The following is an 18,273-nucleotide window of genomic DNA, read 5'->3' as shown; positions in this document are numbered from 1 at the left end:
CCATGTAACCGGCGGTTGGTCGAGCGGTTCGGCGGCGGCGGTCGCCGCCGGCCTCGCTCCGGCGACGCTGGGCGGGGACACGATCGGGTCAATCCGCGTCCCCGCCTCCCTATGCGGCGTCGTGGGGTTCAAGCCGACAACCCGCCGCTGGCCGCGCGCAGGGGTCGCGCCGATCTCTCACACACTCGATACGACGGGGGTCTTCGCCCGAAGCGTCGAGGATTGCGTCCTGATCGATCAGGTCGTCACCGGTGCGCCGGCGGCGGAGCTGGACTCTCGCGCCGATCTCAAGGGGACCCGTTTCGCCTTTGCGCCGCGCCAGTACCTGAACCCAGTGGACCCCGAGGTCGAGGCGCGGTTCCGCAACACGCTCCTGCGCCTCGCCGAGGCGGGGGTTGAAATCGTCGAGATCGATCTCGGTGGGGACTTCCAGGCGCTGGCCCTTCGGACCACGTGGAGCCTCTTCTTCCGCGAGACCAAGGCCTCGCTGAGCGATTTCCTGGAGCGACACGCGATCCCCGTCGCCTTCAAGGATCTGCACGTGGGTCTGCGCGCAGGCGTCAAGGACGCCTGGGACCACTTCGTCATACCCGGCGCGCCGGGCTACCTGAGTGAGCAGGCTTATCACGCCCTGACTGCCGACCGCCTGGCGGTGAAGGAACGCATGAGCGAGATTTTCACGCGGCATGGTGCCCACGCGCTGATCTTCCCGACGACGCCCTGCACGGCACCGAGGGTTGAGCGCCAGATGCAATTCACCGTGGGCGGCCAGGCGGTTGATTTCCGGGCATTGGCCAACAACACCATTCCCGCCAGCGCTGCTGGACTACCCGGGGTCAGCCTGCCGATCGGCCTTGACAGCCATGGCCTCCCGATCGGCCTCGAGCTCGACGGGCCAGAAAGCGAGGATCGCGCGCTCCTTGGTCTCGCGGCGCGGGTGGAGAAGGTCCTCAGGGCTAGTCAATAACCTTCTAATCGCTCTCGAAATCCCGCCCCTCATCATTTGGAGACAGCCAATGGCCACCCCCACGGTCGAGACACGCCCGTTCACAAACGAGCACATCACCATCCGATCCGCCAATCCCTTCACCGAGACGAAGGCCAGGCTTGAGAGCCTCGTCCCGCGGATCGACGATGGGATATTCACACTACTGCGATACGGCGAGGCCGAGCGCGCTTTGCGCGAGCTCGAAGCTTCGGCGAACCTGTCGATTTTCGGCTTCCGGGACCATGGCGCGCTGTTGGCGATCGCAGGCCAGAAGCGGCGCTCCATCCAGTATGACATTGGCAACCCGCTTACGGCCTCGAAGATGACCCGCCACCAGCTTTCCGCCGGGATTTACGCACCCATCCGCGTCCTGTTGCGAGAGGACGGAGAAGGCTCGGCGTTCGAGTACGACCGGCCCGCCGCCGTTTTCCGCCAGTTCGGCGACCCGCTGGTTGACGTCGTCGCGCAGCGTCTCGACCAGGAACTGCAAGCCGTGCTGCAAGCTGCGGCGGCCTCAGGTTCTGAAGACGCACAGCCGCAAGTGGAAGGAAGGGCTTCGTGATGCCGAAACAACAGCGCCGCGTGATTCTGATCAACACCTTCCGGTTGAAGGCAGAAGATCCGGCGGAATTGATAGCTCTGCTAACCAAAGTCACAGAAGAGTCGGTCGCGACGGCCCTTGGCTTCGAAGGCGCGACACTGCATCTGAGCCTGGATGGCGAGCGGGTTGTGATGTATGCGCGCTGGCGAAGCCTCGCGGAATATCAGGCGATGCGCGCAGGCAGCAGCTCGATGAGCGCGCTTCGAGAGATCATGGTAACTGTGATTTTCGAGCCCGGCGTGTTCGAGGTCGTACGTGAGTTTCGGCCGCCGGACGTCTGACTTCACGGCCGGGCTTGTTCGTTTAATCTCAATTGAAAACTCCTCCGGAGGCGTCGGAACGCTACGTTCTCGCCCTACAACGACTGTCTCCGACCGAGTTCATAGGTGACGCGTCATTGCGGGGGCGAACGTCGGTGTAGCCGACATCTGGCGGAAAGCCGTCGCCGGTAATGGAACGCGTTCCCATGCTCATCCGCCAACGGCGTTCTCAGCCAATCTATGCGGCTGCTTATGACCCACCGTTCCCACAAAGCGGACTGACTGGATTATCCGAAGCCAGGCATTCCTAAGCGACCGCTTGCCCGGAGGAACGAACGGCCGCTTTTGGGGGGATCGATGCCGGTGAGGCCGAACGGCCGATATTGGGCGCAAAGCTGCCATTCGGTATGAGTTAAATTCGGGCAGCAAAATAGCTGGATCAGCTTCCTGAATCAAAATGGACGAACCGCTTCGTAAACCACTGACGAATAACGACTGTTTTAGCCTCTGCGGGTCAACTTTGCATATACAATCAATACGTAGAGGATGGTTAGCCAACCGGTTTCCTTCATATTCTCTCGTATGGTCCGGCGAACCTAAGACCAAGAAGACAACTAGTTTTTTGGGAGGGGTGCCTCAGTGCAATCCACAGAGAAGATCAATCACTGCATTTTGACCATAACGCTAAATTGGCTTGGCCCTCGCGCGTAACTCGGCTGTGTCGTTGCGATCGAGATGTCCTGGGACAGCGCAGGCCAGGATCGGCGACAGCGCGCATGAGCGTGCCCGGCGTTTTCGCGGTCGGGCAGCGAAGCTCGAGGATGGGCGTTGTCATAAGGTTTGATTCGCCATTGCCATCCGGAGCTCGACAACATCCTGGTCGTGCCTCACACTCCGAGGTGATCGAGAAGACTTTGTTGATCTTCGGCCATCTGATGGTTCGTCATTTCTCTGACGATTTTTCCATTTTCGATTACGTAGTACCGGTCGGCGACCTCGGCGGCGAATTGAAGATTCTGCTCGACTAAGAGAATGGTCAGTCCCGTGGACTTGATATCTTTGATCAGTGCACCGATCGCATCGACCACGACAGGTGCCAGCCCCTCTGTCGGCTCGTCGAGCATCAGAAACGAAGCGCCCATGTAAAGGGGCCGCGCTATCGCTAGCATCTGCTTTTCCCCACCCGACAACGACGCGGCCTTTTGCGAGCGCCGGGTTTTGAGGATCGGGAAATACTCATAGATCCGGTCGAGCGGCCAGGCGGTGTCTCCGTTCGCACGGCCGATCGTCAGATTCTCGTATACGTTCAGCGTCGAGAAAATTCCGCGGTCTTCCGGCACAAAACCGACCCGCATCTTGCAAATCCGCTCAGGCGAGAGATCGATGATTTCGGTTCCGATGAAGCGGATGCTCCCGGTTCGTCGGGGAATATCGCCGATGATCGACTTCAGCAGCGTGGTCTTGCCGGCACCGTTTCGCCCCACCAACGTTACCACTTCGCCAGTCTGGACAGACAAGTTGACGCCCTGCAAAATATGGCTTTCGCCATAATAGGCGTCGAGATCCGTTATCTCCAGCATGCTCAATGGCGCTTTCCCAAATAGGCTTCTATCACCCGGGGATCCTGTCGGACGTCGGCGTAGCGACCGCGCGTTAGAAGCGCCCCCTGCTGCAATACAATGATCTCATCGGCGACATTTGCGATGACACCGAGGTTGTGCTCCACGACGATGATCATGCGGTCGACGGACAGTTGCGCAATAAGGTCCGTCGTACGCGATACATCTGCCGTCGTCATCCCAGCGGTTGGTTCGTCGAGAAGGAGAATCGTTGGGTGTGCTCCCAGGGAAATCGCGAGCTCCAAGGCGCGTTTGCGGCCATATGGCAGGTCCCCTGCGGGTCGACCGCGCAAAGAGGACGGAATTCCGACCTGATCCAGCAGTGCCGACGCTTCCGGCCGGTGATCCTCATGCCAGTCGATCTTTGCGAAGGCCTTCGTACCCCCGTCTGCTCGGCGCTGCACCGACAGCACGACATTGTCCATGACCGAGAGATTGGGGAAGATGCTCGTGATCTGAAAGCTGCGCACGATACCTTGGCGAGCAAACTGCTCGGCTCGTAAACGAGTCATGTCCTGGCCGTTGAACAGCAGCCGACCACGCTTCGGCCGATAAAACCCGCTCAAGACGTTGAACAAAGTCGTCTTGCCGGCCCCATTAGGGCCGATGATGCCGTAAACCGGCTTTCTCTCGAATTTCAGGCTTAAGTCATTGATCGCCTTGAAGCCGCCGAAACTCATCGTGACGGACTGCAGTTCCAGTAGCGGCATCACGGTTCCGCCAGCGCTCTCGCCAATGTTCTGGCCACAATCAGGCATCGGCTGCATCTCCCGTAGCGACAACCCGATCGGGCTTCGATGCATATCGCCTGTCCGAGCCAGACATTTCGGCGGGTGGAACGCGGTCAACGGAATAATGCACGATTTCGCCGAGTATGCCGCGGCGGAACAGAAGCACAATGGTGACGAAAAAAATGCCAAGGAACAGGCTGCCGCTGTCCGTTATCGACGAAAGCGTGCTGCGCATCATCAGGACGACGCCGCTGCCAACGAATGGCCCGAAAATGGTGCCTGCTCCGCCCAGAAGCGTCATCATGACCGGCTCTCCGGACGCCCGCCAGCTGACCATCTCGAGCGTAACGAACTGATGGTTCAGCGCATAAAAAGCGCCTCCGATCGAACATACCAAAGCCGAAAACACGTAAGCCTTCACTCGCAGGCTGTATACATTGTACCCAATGCTCATTAAGCGCTGCTCGTTCTCGCGAGCGCCGAGAAGCGCGAGCCCATAAGGCGATTTGAGAAGCCGTAGGATGGCGTAGACCACCAGTGCCACAGCGCCCAGAGATACATAGTAGAAGACCCTATCATCGCCCAGATCCAGCCCCAGGAGTGTCGGCCGAACCAGCCCATGCAGGCCATCCTCGCCCCCCGTAAAGTCGGGAAACTGGTTGATGATGAAATATACGATCGATGCGAACGCGAAAGTGATCATCGAGAAATAGATCCCCTTCTTTCGCGCGACGACCAAGCCGAAGAGGAGGCTGACAGCCGTACTGGCGGCGACACCCGTGAGCACGGAAAGTAGCATCGGGACCCCGAGCTTAACCATCAGAATGCCGGTGACATAAGCGGAAGTGCCCCAATAGGCCGCCTGTCCGAAAGATAGCAGGCCACCGAATGCGAACAGAAGATCGAAACCGAGGGCGAACAATCCCCATAGGATGATATCGGTCGCCAGGACCGGATAGATCACCCAAGGAAGCAGAAGGGCGGCAGCAAGCGCGACCAAGGCGGCAGGCCTGCTCAGGAATACCTGTCGCGCGCGCTCCGTCATCGGTGTGTAGTGAAGCGCGAAATGAGAGATGTCGATGCCCTGGAAGATACCGCCGGGCCGCACCAGCAGCACAACAAGCATAAGGATGTAAATGACTGCGGTGGACGCCGGGGCATAGAAGATCGCTGCGATGGCCGAGACGAGACCGGATGCAAAGCCCATGACCACCGAGCCGGCAATCGACCCCATCCCGCCGGCAACGACCACAGCAAAGACGAAATTGATCATCTCTTCGCCCATGAAGGGTGACACGTTGCGCAACGGCGCGGAGAGCGCCCCAGCCAGCCCGGCCAGAGCCGAGGCAAAGAAGAATGTCCCGGAAATGAGGAGGGGTACGTTCCCACCGAAGCATTTGAGGAGATCGGGCCGCTCCGAGGCCGCCCGGATAAGGGCGCCCAAACGGGTACGCTCCAGCGCGAACCATGTACCGAAACACAAGCCGATCGATACTATGACGACAAAGAGACGATATTTCGGATAGGAGACGAACCCAAGGTTGACGGCACCTTTGAGAAGGTCGGGCACAAGATAGGGCGCGGACGTCACACCGTAGAATATCCGGACGACGTCTTGCATGATCAGCGAGAGGCCGAACGTTAGGATCAGAACATACGCAAGGTCGAGGCCGTAGAGGCGCCGTATAAGCAGCCGTTCCAGCACGATGCCAGTCGTGCCAACAAAGACGGCTGAAACGAGGAAGCCGACCCACAACGAGAGGCCGAATTGAGACCCCAGAACCAACGCGGTGACGGCGCCAAGCATGAACATGGAGCCATGCATAAAATTGACCACGCGCATCATGCCGAAAATGATGCTCATTCCGAGGCTCATCAGCGCCAGGACCCCGCCGGTCACCAGCCCATTGAAGAGCAATATCGCATAATATGACATTAGGTAGAACTCCGGATCCCTGCAGGCCAGATGCGTCCCGGCGACGTCGATAAACCGATGCCGGGAACTATGTCGTCCTACTCCCAGTCGTGCTTGCAGGTGCTGTCCGTCTCCGGATAATACGCCTCGTCACCTGGAACCGAGCCGGTGATATCAAAAAAGTCACTATCGTTCTTCACGCCCGACGCGGGCTTGACCTGACCGACGAAGGTGCGCTTGACCACAAGATGGTCGCTCTTGCGCATGAGCGCGTCCTTCGCGAACATGTCGCTGAAACGTCGGCCTTCAAGGACTTTCGTCACCTTGTCGGGATCGTCGGTGCCGAGTTCCTGGACCGCTTTCAGCACCTGATAGACGGCGGAATAGTTCCCGGCGTGTATGTCGCCGGGATAGAAATTCAGTTTCTCATGGAAGCGTTTGGCGAATTTCCGGGTCTCGTCGTCCAGATCCCAATACCAGATCAGCGCGGCGTTAACGCCAGCCCAAGTGTCTGGGCCAAGAGCTTTGACGTCCGACAGATTCAACTGGCCGGGAACAATCTTTATACCGGCGTCCATCAATCCGAACTCTCGTGCCTGCTTGACCGCGTTGCGCAGGTCCTGACCTGATTCAAGAATGCCGATGGCCTGCGCGCCCGCCGCCTGCGCTTTCAGGAGATAGTTTGAGAAATCATCATTGGGGAACGGCACCATGTCCACCCCGACGATTTCGCCGCCATTCTGCTTGACAGCCTTTGAGAAAGAATCGAGCAGAGATTTACCGAAGGCAAAGTCAGCCGCGATAAAGTACCACTTCTTAGTGCCCTCCTTGGTCATTTGTTTGACTGGGACCGACATGGCTGAAGTATCGTAACCGTAGTGCCAAGTGTATTTACCGCAGGCCTCGTTGGAAAGTGCCATGGTTCCTGGGCTGACGAAAGTCGTCAGAATGTGTCGTTCGTTGGCAAGCTTGGCAACAGCGATCGCGGCCGCCGAGCTCGACACGTCCGTTATCAGATTCACGCCCTGGGAATCGATGATCTCGCGTGCCTTGTTGACGGACAGCGCCGGATCAAGCTTGTTGTCGACGACGATGACTTTTATCGGAACCCCGTTGACCTTGCCACCGAAATCTTCGACCGCCATCTTTGCGAATTCCACATCACCTGGACCTGAGGTTTCTGAATAGACCGAGGAAAGATCAGTCAGCATCAGAATGTTGAACGTGCTGCTCTTCATCTGGGCTGATGTCGGGACAGTACCGGTCAGAGCGATAGCTATTGTCAGGCCGACAGCAGCAAGTGTCTTCATTGGCATTTATTAATTCCTCCTCATTAATATTTGTCGTTTAAGGCGGTTTGGATTGTCGTGAACCAAGGGTTCGGGCGCATAATCGCCGCCAACCAGACTGTCTGGCGATGGCGCAAATGGTAGGGTTGCGGCAACGCTCCTCCCCCACGACAAATATCCGCCTACACCGTGGGCTCAGCCCAATTCTGTGGCTCGGGTTCTTTTCCAGGGTTTTTACCGCAACTGCCGGCGTGAGGGAGTCTCATATGGAAAACATGTCATCGCGTTTGGAGATGCACGCTGACGGGCTGGCTGCAGCAGGGTACTAGGGTTCGCCGCGTATCGCGGAATCATTTGCGAACTGTTCGCCCTCTCCACGGAGCAATTCCCTTGCACCCTACTGACAAGGCGAATTTCTGTGTCCAGACAGAAGCGCTCTGCGTCGAGGATAAGGTCGTCACGGACACGCCCGTAGCGCAGAAGCTTCAGCCCAGTGCCGCCCGGTAGGAATGCGAACGGCACGATCGGATCGGCATGCCGGCCCAGAGCGCCGAAACTTCCCCTGCGGCAAGTGTCCCCGGGGCAAACTTCGTTCAGATCGGCTGATTAAAAGCCCGCAATCACGACCTCCCGTAAAGCGCGAGAGTTTGCCCGTTGACGAAACTTTGGTTCGCTTCGAGATCACGCACAACCAGGCGTCCGAAACTCCTGACGCTTAAAATTTCGTCGCCCACTCTTCGATGTTCGACTTATCGAATACCAACAGGTCCTTGAGATAAGCGCTGCCGTCCGCCTCCACGGTCATGTCGCCGAGACGACCGATCTTGGTGGTGCTGTTGGCTGCACCGTCGGTTTGCCCACGCGCGAGCATGCCGGCATACATGACGGCCGCGTAGCCGAGATCAGCAGGACTCCAAAGCTGGAACGTATCGGTCACACCGGAAAGCACGTTTGGCTTCATCTCCGAAGGCAGGCCGTGGCCCGTAACAAATATCTTGCCCAACTGACCTGCATCGGTAACCGCCCGGCAGGCGGAGACAATGCCGACGGCGGTCGGCGAGATAATGGCCCTCAAATTTGGGTACGCTTTTATGAGTCCCTGCGCCTCGCGATAGCTCTTGTCCGCCGCGTCGTCGCCATAGACCACGCCGACCAGCTTTAGCTTGGCATATTTCTCCTTCTGCCACTCCTCCTTCATCTTCTCGATCCAGAGGTTCTGGTTGGTTGCCTGCGAGGTTGCCGACAGAATTGCGACCTCGCCTTCGCCACCGAGCGTCTTGCTGATCATGCGCACGTCATTGGCGCCGATTAAGTCATCGTGCGGGGCGTTCACATGCATTATGCGGCCTTCCGGCGCGATCGCAGAATCGAAGGAGATGACCTTTATGCCACGCTGCATCGCCTTCTTGCCTGTAGGGATGAGGGCTGTGGCGTCGTTGGCCGAGATGACAAGAGCGTCGATTTTCTGGGCGACGAGCGCGTCGATGACCGCAATCTGCTGTTCGACGGTCGCTGCGGTCGGACCCGTGTAAACGAGTTCGACATTGCCTAGTTTATCGGCCGCTTGCTGACCACCATCGCAGGTCACGTCGAAATAGCTGATGCCCATGACCTTGACAACCAATCCGATGCGCAGCTTCTGCTGCGCGAAGGCGGGCCGCAAAGGTGCCGTTGACGTAACGCCAGCGAGCGCAGCACCGGACACGAGTTTCAAAAGCCGACGGCGATCCGGATTCATTGCTTCCTCCCATCTAGTTTCAAGAGATCGATATTGGGGCGCTCCAACAGAGGGACGCCAAATCGTCAGACAACCGCGCGCCAGACCTCCGGAACGAAGGCATAGCCACCGCCTCGTCGCTCGACATGACCGAAGGCAGGAAAGTCCAGGTGAATGCCGGCTACGCGAAGCCTGTCTGCAGCCGCCATATCCAAGGCACGCCGCCTGGTAGCCACAGCCAGATCGCGGTCTATGTCAAGAATCGTTGCTGCCTGGGGCGCCGTAAATTGTAGATGCGGCATATGAACAATGTCGCCCCAGATCATTACAGAGTCACCGCCGGATTCAATGAGCCAGCCGGTGTGGCCGGGCGTATGGCCGGCCTGTGTGACAGCAATGACCCCTGGCATGACGGGTCCGTCACGAACCGTCCGGATGCGCTCTCCATACGGCCGGGTAGCCCGCCGGAACCCTTCAAAAAATTCCTGCGGTTCGCCATCGGGTGAGCGTGAGGGCGACATGGGATCTCGAAAGAACTGGAGCTCGGCCTCGTTGACGACAAGTTCTGCGTTCGCAAACACAGCCTCACCGGCTTCATCGATTAACCCATTGATGTGGTCGGGATGCATGTGCGTGATCAGGATGGTGTCGATGTCAGCGGGAACAATGCCGATTGCCGCCAAGTTCCGGCAGACCATGCCCAACGTCGGTCCCGAACGCGTTCCACAGCCCGTGTCGACAAGCGCCACATGATCGCCGGTCCGGAGCAGAAAGGCATTCATCGTCATTTTGGGCGGAACCGGACGGAACGCCGCTGTTTCGATGCGGATGCAATCCTCCTGATCGATACCCGCGATCATATCGAAAGTGGCCTGAAAGGTACCGTCATTGACCGCAGTCACCGTCATGTCGCCGATGGCGATGTGATAGGCACCCGACGGCTGGCAGTGTGGTTTGGCTGCTGTCACGTCACATTCCCAAGGTTCTTCGGGAGGGTGCAAGCGGAGCGGAGAAGCGCCCAATCTTCAGCGGGCCGTCAACGCAAGCGCTCGGCGAAGCCTGGGAGCACGACCGCCATCCTCCAAAACGGCCGAGATGGCGAACCGGACGACCGCCATTAGGTCTCTTAGGACATGGTCCGAAGGAACGGAAATCGTAAATTGCCAAGCAACCATCGCGTTCGGCGATGAGAGATGGGGGCGATCGTCGCTACGAAGGTTTGCTCGGTCCTAAGTAGAGACCGCGCTCGAAGCCTTCATAGAGTTTCAGAGTGATCGGATCCCCGAAAGGCAGTATCTGCGTCATGATCACGCCGCCTATGCTTCTGTAGCGATCCACCCAGAAATAGGTATTGGCAAGGCCAGCCCAGGTCATGCTGCCGGCGCTACGCCCATTGGGCGAATCACTCGTATTGAGCAGAAAACTCAATCCCCATTTCTGCGGCATGCCAGGGAAAAAATCAGTATCGTTGGCGAGATCCTTCAACACCGAGGTGAGCACGCCTGCCTTGATGTCGCCGATGCTATTCTGGCCCATGAGTTCGACGGTATCCGGCTTGAGCACGACAGTGCCATCCTTGGCTCGCCCGTCATTCAAGAGCATCTGGATATAGGACGCGTAGTCGCCAGCGGTTCCGTAGATGCCGCCGCCGCCCATGAAGAATTCGGGCTGCTGGGAGATCTCATGCTCGATCGGAACAAGCGAGCCGTCTGCTTGGCGGCGATGCACGTCCGCCAGGCGCTCGCGCCACGCCGGTTTTATCAGAAACGCCGTGTCGTGCATCCCAAGGGGCGCGAACAGGTGCTCGCGCAGATAGTCCTCGAGCGATAGGCCGCTGACAGCTTCGACGACCTGCCCGGCCCAGTCGATGCTGATGCCATATTCCCATTTCTCGCCCGGATCGGCCACCAGAGGCTGAGCGAGCGAACTCAACTTGCAGTCGACTAGCAGCGGTATGTGGTTCTCGCGCATATAGCGCTCGACCGCCTTATTCCAAATGTCGTAGCCATAGCCGGATGTGTGCGTCAGCAGATGCCGGAGTGTGATCGGCCGCTTGGCCGGCCGCACCATTGGCGTGCCGTTCGCGTCGAAACCATCGAGAACCTCTGGTGAGGCAAGCGACGGCAGGACGCTTCCGATCGGCTCGTCCAGAGCGACCCGCCCCTGCTCCACCAATTGCATCGCCGCCGTCGCCACCAGGGCCTTGGTCATCGATGCGTACCAGAAGACTGTGTCTAGCGTCATCGGTGCGCGCCTGGTAAGGTTACGCAGGCCGAAGGCGCCCTCATACAGCCGGGTCGTTTTGTCGACCGCGATGGCAACGACGCCGGGCACGTCACCGCGCTGCGCCGCCCTGCGAAGCAAGGCGTCGATCGAATGCACATCGCGTGTGGTCACTATTGCGTCTCTCCCAGGGGCGTTGTCGTAACTGTCGGCGCCAGAACGGCGAGCTCGCCCGCTATGTCCTCCATCTGCTCGCCTCCTGCCATCAGCGACAGCAGTTCCGTGCTGCTCTTTTCACCGCGCTTGAAACTGGCCGCAACACGACCCTGGATCAGGACGGTGAACAGGTCGCCCACGAGCGTGGCATGATGTGCATTGTGCGTTATGAAGACAATGCCGACACCCTCGGCACGCGCCGCCTGTATGAAGCGCAGCACGGTAGCGGCCTCCTTGACACCAAGTGCCGATGTCGGCTCGTCCAGAATCAGGACGCGGGCGCCAAAATACATAGCTCGCCCGATTGCAAGCACCTGTCGCTCACCCCCCGATAGCGATCCCACCAATTGGTTGCCGTCGCGCACACGCGTGATCCCGAAGCGCCTTATCTGCTCCACGGAGACGCGGTTCGCCTTCTCGATGTCTAGCCGCTGGAACGGCCAGACACCTTTCTTGGGCTCGGCGCCAAGAAAAAAGTTCCTGCCCACGCTCATCAGCGGAATGGTGCCGATATCCTGATGCACTGTGGCGATACCGCGCGCTCGGGCATCGCGCGGATCGGTGAATTGCGTTTCCACGCCATCAAGTAGGATCTTGCCTTCACTAGGACCGTGAAAGCCCGACAGGATCTTAATTAATGTCGACTTGCCGGCACCGTTGTCACCTAGAAGGCAGACCACCTGCCCGGCTGGAACGCTAAGAGACACGTCAGTAAGCGCCTGGACGCCGGCAAAGCGCTTGGAGACGCCTTGCAGTTCGATGAGGGGGCGGTTTTCAGAAGCCATGCAGAACCTCGCGCTGTCGGCTAGCCAGCGCTCATGGCGAGGCGCCGGAAGTAGTGATTGGTGATCACGGCCGCCATCAGCAGAACGCCGAGAAAGAGCTGGACCCAGTCGGTGCTCCATCCGGTGTAGAAGATGCCGATATTGATGACGCCGAAAATGACGGTGCCGAGAAACACCCCGAACGCGGAGCCGTAGCCGCCGCCGAGCAGGACGCCGCCGATTACGGCGACGATCGGTGCCTGAAAGACATAGCCGAGGCCGGCAGTCGCGTTGCCGGAATGATATCCGATCGCCTGGATGACACCGACAAGGCTCGCGCCAAGACCGGTCATCATGAACAGCACGATCTTGACAAAACCTGTCGGTACTCCGGCGCCGCGCGCCGCGACAGCGTTTCCACCGGTCGCGAATATCCAGTTGCCGAACGCGGTCCTCGCCAGTACCCAACCGCCAAAGATCGTGATGGCGAACCACCACAGGATCGAGATGTTTGCCTGGCCCCAGTTCGATGCGAAGACAGCATCTGAAAGCGGTGTCGACTTCACCGAGACCGAGGTGGTGTTGCTGAGCAGCCGCGCCAGGCCAAGTGACAGGCCGCCTATGCTGAAACTGCTGGCAAGCGTCACGATGAAGGACGGCAACCCGGTGCGCACGACAAGGAGACCGTTCAGGACGCCGACAGCCAGGCCAAGTGCAAGGGCGGCTGAGATCATGAGCCACACGGAAAAGCCAAACAATGTCGTGCCGATCGCAACCGTGATCGACGCCGCGCCTACCACCGCGCCGACCGACAGGTCGAACTCGCCCGCAACCATGAGAATGCCGACCGGTATGGCGATGATGCCGAGCTCGGCTGCGGTGTTGAGCCATCCGGCGGTGCCGTCGAAGGTTACGAAGCCGTACCGATAGGCCGTCGCCGCGAAGAAAGCATAGACGAAAACGGTGGCTACGAAGGCACCGAACTCGGGTCTGCGCACTAGACTGGACGGAGACCAGCTCCGCATTGGCCGGGAGGTGGCGGCCGATGCGTCACGCAGCGCCTGGGTTTCCAATGTCATGAGCGTCATCCGGCAAGTGCTGGGATTGGTTGAGAAGATCCGAGGGACAGTGAAGGCAGGATCTCGGGCGCGCCACGATCGCAGGGAGCTGGCGCGTAATCAGGACGCCCCTCTGACGCCGGGATAGGTCCCGTTGACTTTCAGCACCTCGTCAACATTGTCCTTGGTGATCATCAGCGGACCGGTTGATATCTGACCCATTGGCAGCATCTTGTATTGCACATACTGGTATGCCGCGAGCAAGGCGTAGTAGCCGTCGAGATATGGCTGCAGGTCGGCGATGAAGAGCAGGTCGCCGTTCTTCAAGGCTTCGAGCGAGCCGAGCGACAGGCCGAGCGAAGCATTGACGATCTTTCTTCCGCTCTGCTTGACGGCCTCCACGGAAGCAACGCCCTGCACGGCGCCAATGGTCCAGATCGCATCGATCCTCTGATCGCTTTGCAGCGCACCACGGATGGCGCTGCTGACAAAAGTGGGGTTGCTGGCATCGGAGAACTGGATGGTCAGGACCTTGGAGTCGCCTCCGGCCGCCTTGAAGGCATCGTTATAGCCGAGGCAATCCAGGTCCAGCGTGGTGTTGCCGGGAACGTGATTGACGCAAAGGCCGAATTTTGCACCGGCCTTGATCTCCCTCTCACCAACCGCGCGACCGAGGTCACGGGCGCTGAAGCCTACGTATGAAATCGCGCCGATATCCCGCCAGGAAGCGCCACCATCATGCTGAATGATGACCGGGATGCCGCTGGCCGTGATCTCCTTGATGATGGGGTCGAGCGTGTCCGGGAAGTAGTTGCCTATGACCATGGCGGCCGGCTTCTGGCTCGCGGCCTGCTTCACCAGCTTGGCGTAGTCGGCGACGAAATTGTTGGGATCGGTGCCGGTGATCCACTGGTAGTCGACATTGAGGTCACGAGCAGCGTCGTCGCCGCCCTTCTTCATCGCGCCGAAAAAGGGATCCCATAGCGGGCCGCCCAGCATGACGATGCGCGGCTTGTCCTGGGCGCTGGCGGCACCGGCCGCGCTTAGCGAAGCCAAGACGCAGACACCCAAAAACGCAACTGCGGCCACGCCGCGCCGTGCCAGCGAAGCTGGTAGCATGTTCATGATCTCCTCCCAAAAGAACCGGCCGATAAGACCGACATGAATTGGTCTAGGTCAAACGGCTTTGGGCGCTAAGTCGTGGTTGAGCATCCAACCATCGCGATGCGCGAAGCTTGCCGCGACGACTTGCTTGGCCGCGGAGGCAACGCGGCTCAGCCGAGCTGCTTTGTCATACGGACGCGCCGCGCACGCTCGCCGGCTGCGTTCAAGGTCAGCGCAACCAGAAGGATCAGGCCGTACATGATCTGGATGTAGAAGATCGAAACCTGCGCCAGCGTGAACAGGGTCTGGATCAGGAAGAGCAGCGTGCCGGCCGCGGCTGCACCCAGCATGCCCCCTCGCCCGCCGGTCAAGGCGATGCCGCCCAGCGCGACGGCAGCGATGGAGGTCAACGTGTACGGAACGCCGACGCGTGGATCACCCGAACCGAGGGCAGCGGTAAACACCAGCCCAGCGATCGCCGCCAGCACGCCGCCAATGACGTAGGCGATGATGCGCACGCCCGCCACATTGACGCCCGATGCGTAGGCAGCGCGCGCATCCCCTCCAACGGCGAGCAGGTTGCGGCGGTAGCCTGTCCGCTCGAACGCCAGCCAGACAAGGCCAAGCACGATGAGCAGGACGAGCATCCCCGAAAGTCCGCCATAGCTGCCTGCAAGACCGAGCAGCCATTGCGGCGCCAGACCGCCGGCCATGGGCAGCATCTCTAGCGTAATGCCCTGGAAGGCGAGGAACGTGCCCAAGGTTGCGATTATCGGCTGGACGCGCACGACTGCGATGAGGAAGCCGTTCAACAGGCCGGACAAGATGCCGACGCCCAGCGAAGCGCCGATGATTGTCACCGGATCGGCCCACCCATTCGGCACGAGGATCGACGTCACCATGGCATTGACGAGCCCCGCAAGCGGCCCGACCGAAAGGTCGATCCCGCCCTCTCCTGAAAGCACGGGCGCGGTCTGGGCCATGGCGGTGATGATGAACGGCGCCACGCCGATGAGCATGCCGTTCCAGTTCGTCACATCGGTAAAAGCGGGGCTAGCGAAGGCGTTGAGAGCAGTGAAAATGACCACCGCAATGAGCACGGGCCATGCGTAGCTGCGGTCGCCGAGCCACTTCATGTCGAGGTCTCCAGTCGGCGTTGCGAGAACATCGCATCGATCAATGCGCGTTCACTAAGGTCGCCGCGCTCGACGATCGCGCTGACGGCGTGATCGTGAAACACAACCACCCGGTGGCAAAGCAGGCACAGTTCCACCAGTTCGGTCGACAGCATCAGGATGGAAACGCCGCTCAAAGCGAGATTATTGAGCACCTCGTAGAGGTCGCGCTTGGCACCCAGATCCACACCACGCATCGGATCGTTCAACACCAACACACGCGGTTGGGTGGCGATCAGACGCCCGAGTAGCGCCTTCTGCTGGTTGCCGCCACTCAGCGCCGATATCGGCGTGTCGAGCCCAGCCATCTTGACCCTGGTCCGCCGAGTGACCTCGCCGGCGACCTCTATCCGCTTCCTTGTGCCCAGCACACCCCAACGGGCGAATGAGCCGAGCGCCGATACGGTCACGTTGTCGAGCACCGACAGCGGGGCGAAGATACCCTCGGATTTGCGGTCGCGCGGCAGGAACGCGATCTTCGCGCGCGCCGCGTCGCGTTGCGACCGTATGGTCATGGTCCCGACGTGCACTGTCCCCGTGGGCGCGCGACGCAGACCAGCGATGCACTCCAGCAGGGCGACCTGGCCGTGCCCCTCCAGCCCCCCCACGCCAATGATCTCGCCGCGACGAAGGTCGAGATCCAGTGTCGGCTTGCCTTCGAGAACCGACAGGCCTCGCACGCCGACGATCACCTCGGCATTGGCGGGAATAGTCTCGCCGCAGCCTTCGCCTTCCGCCGCCCGCGCACCTTCGCGCGTCGACATCAGGTCGAGCAGGATTTCGCTCGATACTGCGCCGCGCTCCAGCGATGCGACGCTCCGGCCAGATCGAAGTACCGTCGTGCAATCGGCAAGAGCGTGAATCTCGTCCATGCGATGCGAGACAAATAGGATCGATCGCCCTTCGCCACGGAAACTTCGTAGCACTTCGAAGAGACGATCGCGGTCTTCGATATCGATCGCGGAGGTCGATTCATCGAGGATAAGCAGGCGCCAGGGCCGCATAAGAGACCGTGCGACGCCGATCATCTGGCGGTTGGCGAGCGATACCGTGCCGGCCAGCCGCTCGATATCAAGATTGCCGATACCGACAGCCGCCAGTGCTTTCCGCACGGCTTCGCGCTCGCGCAAGGGGGTCATATTGCGACGGATCATGCCGTCCAGGCCCAACATGACATTGTCACGAATTGACATGTCTGGAAGGACCAGCGTCTCCTGGAACACCGTAGCAATGCCGGCGTCCTGCGCGGCACGCGGATTCGCGAAACTGGCTTGCCGGCCGAGCCAATCCAGTGTGCCCGCTTCTGCGCGGACGATGCCGCTGAGTATCTTGATCAGCGTGCTCTTGCCCGAACCATTCTCTCCGACAACGGCATGGATTTCGCCCTCGCGGATCGACAGCGAGCAGGAATCAAGCGCGATCGTTTCGCCAAATGTCCGGCGAAGCCCATCCGCGGACAGAAGCAGCGGCATGCCCTTGCGGTCGGCGGGCGGTTCTATCGCGCGCTGATGGACCGCGCTGTTCATATGCGCATACTCAGATGCGGTTCGCGGCCATAGAGCGCCACGAGCCCGACGATCAGGAAACCGAGGAATATCTGCTGTGCCGCCTGGTCGAGCCCGAGACCGACAAGGAGGGTGCTAAGTTCTGTTACGACAAGGCAGCCGGCAATTGTGCGCCCATAGCCGCCGCGCCCGCCGGTCAGCGGCGTGCCGCCGACGACGACTGCTGCGACAGTGGTGAAGAGGTAGGCTGCGCCGACGGTCGGATCGGCCGCTCCGCTGAAGCCTGCAAGTAGAATGCCCGTCGTCGCTGCCAGGAAGGCACTGAGCGCGTAGACACTCATCCAGACGAGCAGCATCGGCACGCCGGCCAATTCGGCGGCGCGAGGATTTGCCCCTGCGGCGAACATCCAGCGGCCGAGCTTGGTCTTGCGCTCGAGGAATAGGATGCCGCCGGCGATGAGCAGCCAGATCACCACGGAGCCGGGCAGCGGGATGGGACCGGTCTTGCCGATAACCGAAACCATGTTGACGAGCCAATCAGGCACAAAGCCCGAAACCTCGCCATGCGTCCCTGCCCAGATGGCGCCAAGGATGATCGAGCCACTCGCCAGCGTCACCACGAGCGGGTTGAGCTGCAGGTATCGGGATGCAAAGCCGTTTGCCAGACCGATCAGCGTCGCCAGCGCTAGAATGAACACGGCCGCAGCAAAAGCGGAATAGCCGGCGCCGTAAAGCAGCGCGAACAGCACGTTAGACAAGCCGATCACAGCCGGGATCGAAAGGTCGAAGCCGCCGATGACGATCGTCAGGGTCTGGCCGACCGAGGCGATGCCAAGCAGACTGGAAAGCAGCAGAAGCGACAGCAGGCTTATGACGCTGGCATAGCCGGGAATGAAGACGTTTATGACAAAGAAAAGGATGAAGGCGAGGAGAAACGGGGCCAAAGGCCCGGCCACTCGTTGGATGGTCTTGAGGGACAAGTCGGTCAAAGTGCGACTACCATTCATACCCGACGGGTGTGATCCTTTGAAAAGCAATGCCGCGCACGGTGCGCAACTCCCTTATGGGTGCCCGCGCTGAACGCGAGCACCCATCGTGGTGCATTTCA

General features: G+C 60.0%; 16 protein-coding genes. 3 read left to right on the top strand and 13 right to left on the bottom strand.

All coding sequences use genetic code 11. From position 1 onward, the window contains the following. The 3 genes from EOC06_RS11510 to EOC06_RS11500 form a co-directional block, all read left to right on the top strand. Window positions 1-967: amidase family protein (locus tag EOC06_RS11510; RefSeq protein WP_128307781.1), on the top strand; the 967-nt coding region annotated here is incomplete at its 5' end. A gap of 49 nt (window positions 968-1,016) precedes the next feature. Continuing rightward, the gene (locus EOC06_RS11505) at window positions 1,017-1,550 is read left to right on the top strand and encodes a DUF302 domain-containing protein (RefSeq protein WP_024504925.1); all 534 of its coding nucleotides are present in this window, start codon (window positions 1,017-1,019) and stop codon (window positions 1,548-1,550) included. Then, a complete protein-coding gene (locus tag EOC06_RS11500; RefSeq protein WP_032899530.1) occupies window positions 1,550-1,870 on the top strand; it encodes an antibiotic biosynthesis monooxygenase in 321 nt (106 codons plus the stop codon). Before EOC06_RS11505 ends, EOC06_RS11500 begins: the two co-directional genes overlap by 1 nt. A gap of 866 nt (window positions 1,871-2,736) precedes the next feature. Here EOC06_RS11500 and EOC06_RS11495 read toward each other — a convergent pair. The 13 genes from EOC06_RS11495 to EOC06_RS11435 form a co-directional block, all read right to left on the bottom strand. After that, a complete protein-coding gene (locus tag EOC06_RS11495) occupies window positions 2,737-3,429 on the bottom strand; it encodes an ABC transporter ATP-binding protein (RefSeq protein WP_128307782.1) in 693 nt (230 codons plus the stop codon). A gap of 2 nt (window positions 3,430-3,431) precedes the next feature. Next, window positions 3,432-4,226, bottom strand: a complete 795-nt coding sequence (locus EOC06_RS11490) for an ABC transporter ATP-binding protein (protein ID WP_050580513.1) — start codon at window positions 4,224-4,226, stop codon at window positions 3,432-3,434. Next, window positions 4,219-6,135: an ABC transporter permease gene (locus tag EOC06_RS11485; protein WP_128307780.1), complete on the bottom strand. Its 1,917-nt coding sequence runs from the start codon at window positions 6,133-6,135 to the stop codon at window positions 4,219-4,221. Before EOC06_RS11485 ends, EOC06_RS11490 begins: the two co-directional genes overlap by 8 nt. Window positions 6,136-6,212: 77 nt before the next feature. Continuing rightward, a complete protein-coding gene (locus EOC06_RS11480) occupies window positions 6,213-7,430 on the bottom strand; it encodes an ABC transporter substrate-binding protein (protein ID WP_081714392.1) in 1,218 nt (405 codons plus the stop codon). A 688-nt stretch (window positions 7,431-8,118) separates the two neighbouring features. Continuing rightward, window positions 8,119-9,141 (bottom strand): rhamnose ABC transporter substrate-binding protein, encoded by a 1,023-nt coding sequence (rhaS, locus tag EOC06_RS11475; RefSeq protein WP_128307779.1) that lies wholly within the window; start codon window positions 9,139-9,141, stop codon window positions 8,119-8,121. 65 nt (window positions 9,142-9,206) lie between these two features. Then, window positions 9,207-10,088: an MBL fold metallo-hydrolase gene (locus EOC06_RS11470; RefSeq protein ID WP_024504918.1), complete on the bottom strand. Its 882-nt coding sequence runs from the start codon at window positions 10,086-10,088 to the stop codon at window positions 9,207-9,209. A 241-nt stretch (window positions 10,089-10,329) separates the two neighbouring features. Beyond that, window positions 10,330-11,502 carry a serine hydrolase gene (locus EOC06_RS11465; RefSeq protein ID WP_081714397.1) on the bottom strand — a complete coding sequence of 391 codons (1,173 nt, stop codon included), beginning with the start codon at window positions 11,500-11,502 and terminating at the stop codon, window positions 10,330-10,332. A 14-nt stretch (window positions 11,503-11,516) separates the two neighbouring features. Beyond that, window positions 11,517-12,344 (bottom strand): ATP-binding cassette domain-containing protein, encoded by an 828-nt coding sequence (locus EOC06_RS11460; RefSeq protein ID WP_024504916.1) that lies wholly within the window; start codon window positions 12,342-12,344, stop codon window positions 11,517-11,519. Window positions 12,345-12,364: 20 nt separating this feature from the next. Further along, the gene (locus EOC06_RS11455) at window positions 12,365-13,402 is read right to left on the bottom strand and encodes an ABC transporter permease (protein WP_245469493.1); all 1,038 of its coding nucleotides are present in this window, start codon (window positions 13,400-13,402) and stop codon (window positions 12,365-12,367) included. Window positions 13,403-13,501: 99 nt separating this feature from the next. Continuing rightward, window positions 13,502-14,506, bottom strand: coding sequence for a substrate-binding domain-containing protein (locus EOC06_RS11450; protein ID WP_024504914.1), 1,005 nt, complete (start codon window positions 14,504-14,506; stop codon window positions 13,502-13,504). 149 nt (window positions 14,507-14,655) lie between these two features. Continuing rightward, window positions 14,656-15,621 (bottom strand): ABC transporter permease, encoded by a 966-nt coding sequence (locus tag EOC06_RS11445; RefSeq protein ID WP_128307777.1) that lies wholly within the window; start codon window positions 15,619-15,621, stop codon window positions 14,656-14,658. Next, window positions 15,618-17,186 (bottom strand): sugar ABC transporter ATP-binding protein, encoded by a 1,569-nt coding sequence (locus tag EOC06_RS11440; RefSeq protein WP_024504912.1) that lies wholly within the window; start codon window positions 17,184-17,186, stop codon window positions 15,618-15,620. The genes EOC06_RS11445 and EOC06_RS11440 overlap by 4 nt, the downstream gene beginning before the upstream one ends. After that, window positions 17,183-18,109: an ABC transporter permease gene (locus EOC06_RS11435; RefSeq protein WP_024504911.1), complete on the bottom strand. Its 927-nt coding sequence runs from the start codon at window positions 18,107-18,109 to the stop codon at window positions 17,183-17,185. The genes EOC06_RS11440 and EOC06_RS11435 overlap by 4 nt, the downstream gene beginning before the upstream one ends. Window positions 18,110-18,273 lie beyond the last annotated feature (164 nt).

The sequence above is a fragment of the Mesorhizobium sp. M7A.F.Ca.MR.362.00.0.0 genome (assembly GCF_004023175.1).
Lineage (GTDB): Bacteria > Pseudomonadota > Alphaproteobacteria > Rhizobiales > Rhizobiaceae > Mesorhizobium.
Note: the sequence above shows the minus strand (reverse complement) of the source record. Positions and strands in the feature narration are given on the sequence as shown.